At 70.3% G+C, this 4,522-nt stretch carries 2 protein-coding genes; both read left to right on the top strand.

The annotated features are described in order from the left end of the window. Window positions 1–2: 2 nt before the first annotated feature. The gene (locus G6048_RS46850) at window positions 3–3,632 is read left to right on the top strand and encodes a type I polyketide synthase (protein WP_328829032.1); all 3,630 of its coding nucleotides are present in this window, start codon (window positions 3–5) and stop codon (window positions 3,630–3,632) included. Window positions 3,633–3,634: 2 nt separating this feature from the next. After that, window positions 3,635–4,522 (top strand): beta-ketoacyl synthase N-terminal-like domain-containing protein (locus G6048_RS46845; protein ID WP_165345710.1); only part of this gene is annotated, 888 nt, incomplete at its 3' end.

Raw genomic sequence — 4,522 nt, 5'->3', positions numbered from 1 at the left:
CGTTGTTCCGGCTGTTGGACAGCTGGGGTGTGGGTGTGGATTACGTGCTGGGTCATTCGGTGGGGGAGTTGGCGGCGGCGCATGTGGCGGGGGTGATGTCGCTGGAGGATGCGGGCCGTCTGGTGGCCGCGCGGGGACGGCTGATGCAGGCATTGCCTCCCGGTGGGGTGATGGTGGCGGTGCAGGCCGGTGAGGCCGAAGCCGTGCAGGCTCTGCGGGAGTGTGGGGGGCGGGTGGATGTGGCGGCGGTCAACGGGCCGCGGTCGGTGGTGTTCTCCGGCGAGGCGCAGGCGGTGGAGCGGGTGGTGGCCTGTTTCCCGGGGCGGCGTAGCCGCCGTCTGTCGGTCAGTCATGCGTTTCATTCGCCGTTGGTGGAGCCGGTGCTGGCGCAGTTCGAGGAGGTGGCTCGTCAGGTCGGTTACCGTCCGCCGCGGATTGCGGTGGTCTCGAATGTGACTGGCCGGATCGCGGGGCCGGGGGAGTTGGAGTCGGCGGAGTATTGGGTGCGGCATGTGCGGGCGGCGGTGCGGTTCGCCGACGGTATCCGCACCCTGGCCGGTGAGGGTGTGAACGTATTCCTGGAAGCCGGGCCGGGCGGGGTGCTGACCGCGATGGCCGAGGAAACCCTCGAAGAGCGCGAAGAGTCCGGCACGCCCCGGCTGGTCGTGCCGCTCCTGCGTCAGGACCGTCCCGAGCCGCAGTCCCTCACCACCGCCCTGGCGCGGGCCTACGTCCACGGCGCCGACGTCGACTGGACCGCACTGCTGCCGGGCGGGCGGCAGGTCGAGCTGCCCACGTACGCCTTCCAACGCCAGCGGTACTGGCTGGAAGAGGACCACCGGGCGGCGACAGATCCCGCAGCACTGGGATTGTCCGAGGCCGGTCACCCGCTGCTGGGCGCGGCCGTGCGCCTGGCGGACGATCAGGGTGTCGTACTGACCGGGCGGCTTTCCCTGCGCACGCACCCATGGCTGGCGGACCACGCCATCGGCGGCACGGTCCTCTTCCCGGGGACCGGGTTTGTGGAGTTGGCCGTGCGGGCCGGGGACGAGACCGGCTGCCCGCGGCTGGAGGAGCTGATGTTCGAAGCCCCGTTGGTCCTGCGCGACGAGGCTTCCGTGACGGTGCAGGTCCGGGTCGGTGCGGAGGACGAGGCGGGGCGGCGGCCGGTCAGTGTGCACTCGCAGGCCGGGCCGGACGAGGAGTGGACCCGGCACGTCAGTGGGGCGCTCAGCCAGGCCGCGGTGACCGGCCCCGTCGACCTCGGCGCCTGGCCACCTCCCGGAGCGGATCCGATCGAGCTGGGCGGTTTCTACGAGGCATACGAGCACCGCGGGTACGCCTTCGGCCCTTCCTTCCGGGGCCTGAGGGCGGCGTGGCGGCGCGGGGACGACGTCTTCGCCGAGGTGTCCTTCCCCGGGCAGGAGCAGGAGGCGGCGGAGAACTTCATCGTGCATCCGGCATTGCTCGACGCCACCCTGCACGCGGCGCTGGCCACCGCCGGTGGCCGTACCGGTGAGGGCGGCGATGACCAGGTTCGGCTGCCGTTCGCGTGGACCGGCGTGTCCCTGTTCGCCACAGGTGCGGCGAGCGTACGAGTGCGGCTGTCCACGGTCGACGCGGACGCGCTGTCCGTACACGTCACCGACACCGAAGGCCGGCCCGTGGCCTGTGCGGACGCGCTGGTCTCCCGGCCCGTATCGCCCGACCAGTTGCGGCAGGCGGCCGGGCGGAACCACGACGCACTGTTCGAGCTGGAATGGGATCCGGCGCCGGCAGTCGGCACGCCTGAGACCGGTGTCTTCTGGACTTGGTTCGGCGACGACCATGTACCGCATGCGGAGAGCCAACCCGAATACGTGGTGTTGCGCTGTATCGACGCCAGTTCCGGCGGACTCACCGAGCAGGTGCACGAGGCCACGGGTGAGGTCCTCGCGGCGCTCCAGGCCTGGCTGGCTGATGAGCCCTCTGCCGGTTCGCGCCTGGTGGTGCTGACGCGCAATGCGGTCGCGGTCGCCGGCGAGGGCGAGCGGCTGAACCTCGTGCACGCTCCCGTGTGGGGTCTGGTGCGGTCGGCGCAGACGGAGCATCCGGGCCGGTTCGTTCTCGTCGATGTCGGTGAGGGGGATGACTGGGAGGCGGTGCTGCCTGCGGCGTTGGCCGCGGGTGAGCCGCAGGTGGTGGTGCGGGACGGGCGGGTGTGGGTGCCGCGTCTTGCCCGGGTGACGGCCACGGAGGAGCCGGCCGTGCCCCCGGTCTGGGATGCCGAGGGGACGGTGTTGATCACCGGGGGGACCGGGGCGTTGGGTGGTCTGCTGGCCTGTCATCTGGTGGAGAAGTACGGGGTGCGCCATCTGCTCCTGGTGAGTAGGAGCGGCGACCGGGCAGCGGGGGCGTCCGAACTGCGCGAGCACTTGGAGAAGAGCGGGGCCGACGTCTCGGTCGTGGCATGTGACGCCGCCGATCGGGAAGCGGTCTTCGAACTGGTGGCGAAGATCCCGGAAGAGCACCCGCTCACAGCCGTCGTGCATGCGGCGGGCGTCGTGGACGACGCCGTGATCGGTTCGCTCACCCGGCAGCGGCTGGAGGCGGTGCTGCGGGCCAAGGCGGACGCGGCTGTGAATCTGCACGAGGCGACCCGCGCCCTCGACCTGACCGACTTCATCCTCTTCTCCTCCGCCGCCGGTGTCTTCGGCAACGCGGGCCAGGGCAACTACGCCGCCGCCAACACCTTCCTGGACGCCCTCGCGCAGCACCGCCGGTCCGAGGGACTGCCGGGCGTATCGCTCGCCTGGGGCCTGTGGGCTCAGAACGGAGGCATGACGGGGCAGATGGCCGACGAGGACCTGGCCAGAATCTCCCGCCGTGGTCTGGAACCGATCACGTCCGAACAGGGACTTACCCTGTTCGATCAGGCCCTCCGCACGGACCGGGCACAGCTGCTGCCTCTGGGGTTGAACTCGGACGTGCTGCGAGCGCGGGCAGGCTCAGGGACCCTGCCCGCCCTCCTGCGCACGCTGGTCCCCGCCCCCGTCCCCGGCATGCGGACGGCTGGCCATCCCGGCAGCGTCACCGACGGGCCGTGGTCCCTGGCACGCCGGCTCGAGAACCTGTCCGGGCCGGAGCAGGAACGCCTGGTGCTGGACCTGGTCCGTGGCCATGTGGCGGCGGTACTGGGACACGCGTCGCCCCACAGCGTCAAGCCGGAACAGGCATTCGACGACCTCGGCTTCGATTCGCTGACAGCGGTGGAACTGCGCAACCGGCTCGGCGCCGCCACCGGGCTGAGCCTCCCCTCAACCCTCGTCTTCGATCACCCGTCCCCGCTCGCGCTCACCGCGTACCTGCGGACCGAGATCAACCCGCCACACATCGACGACACAACACGGGTGCTGGCCGAGCTGGACCGGTTCGAGACCGCCCTGTTCGCCATGGACCCGGACGACGACGCCACTCTGCGGATCACCAGCCGGCTTCAGACGGTGATGGCCAAGTGGGACCGGCTGCGACGACCCGACGACACGGAAAAGCGCGCGGAGAAGCGCGCGGTGAGCCATCGGCTGGAAAACGCGACGGCGGAAGAGGTCCTCGACTTCATCGACCGCAGCCTCGGCAAGAAGGGGGACAGCTAGACATGACTAGTGACGAGAAGCTGGTCGAGTACCTCAAGTGGGTCACCGCTGATCTTCATGAGACCCGGGAACGGCTCATGGAGCTCGAGTCCGGCAGCCACGAGCCCATCGCGATCATCGCGATGAGTTGCCGTTACCCCCGTGGTGTCAGCTCCCCCGAGGATCTGTGGGAGCTTGTCGCATCCGGCACGGACGCCGTAGGCCGCTTCCCCGAAAACCGGGGCTGGGACGTCGAAGGGCTGTACGACCCGGACCCGGACCAGCGAGGAAAATCCTCCACGCGCGAGGGCGGCTTCCTCTACGACGCCGATGAGTTCGACGCCGCGTTCTTCGGCATCAGCCCACGCGAGGCGACCGCGATCGACCCGCAGCAGCGGCTGCTGCTGGAGACCTCCTGGGAGCTCTTCGAACGGGCGGGCATCGCTCCCGACTCGCTGCGCGGCACGCGAACAGGCGTCTTCGCGGGCGTGTCGTACGACGACTACGGCATGCGGACGACCCCCAGGTCCGGAGACTACGAAGGTCTGCTCGGCATCGGCAGCGCGAGCAGCGTCGCCTCCGGCCGCATCGCCTACACCTTCGGCCTCGAGGGACCGGCCGTGACGGTGGACACGGCATGCTCGTCGTCCCTCGTGGCGCTCCACCTCGCCTGCCAGTCCCTGCGCAGCGACGAGAGCACGATGGCACTCGCAGGGGGAGTCGCCCTGATGGCCTCACCTTCGACCTTCGTCGAGTTCAGCCGGCAGCGGGTGTTGTCCCCGGGCGGGCGGTGCAAGGCGTTCTCGGCGGACGCTGATGGTGTCGGCTGGGGCGAGGGCGCCGGGCTGATCCTGCTGGAGCGACTCTCGGATGCCCGGCGGAACGGGCATCAGGTGCTGGCGGTGATCCGC

Source organism: Streptomyces ureilyticus (assembly GCF_011045025.1).
GTDB classification, from domain to species: Bacteria; Actinomycetota; Actinomycetes; order Streptomycetales; family Streptomycetaceae; genus Streptomyces; species Streptomyces ureilyticus.
The sequence above is the reverse complement of the archived record's forward strand: the minus strand, read 5'-3'. Positions and strand labels throughout refer to the sequence as shown.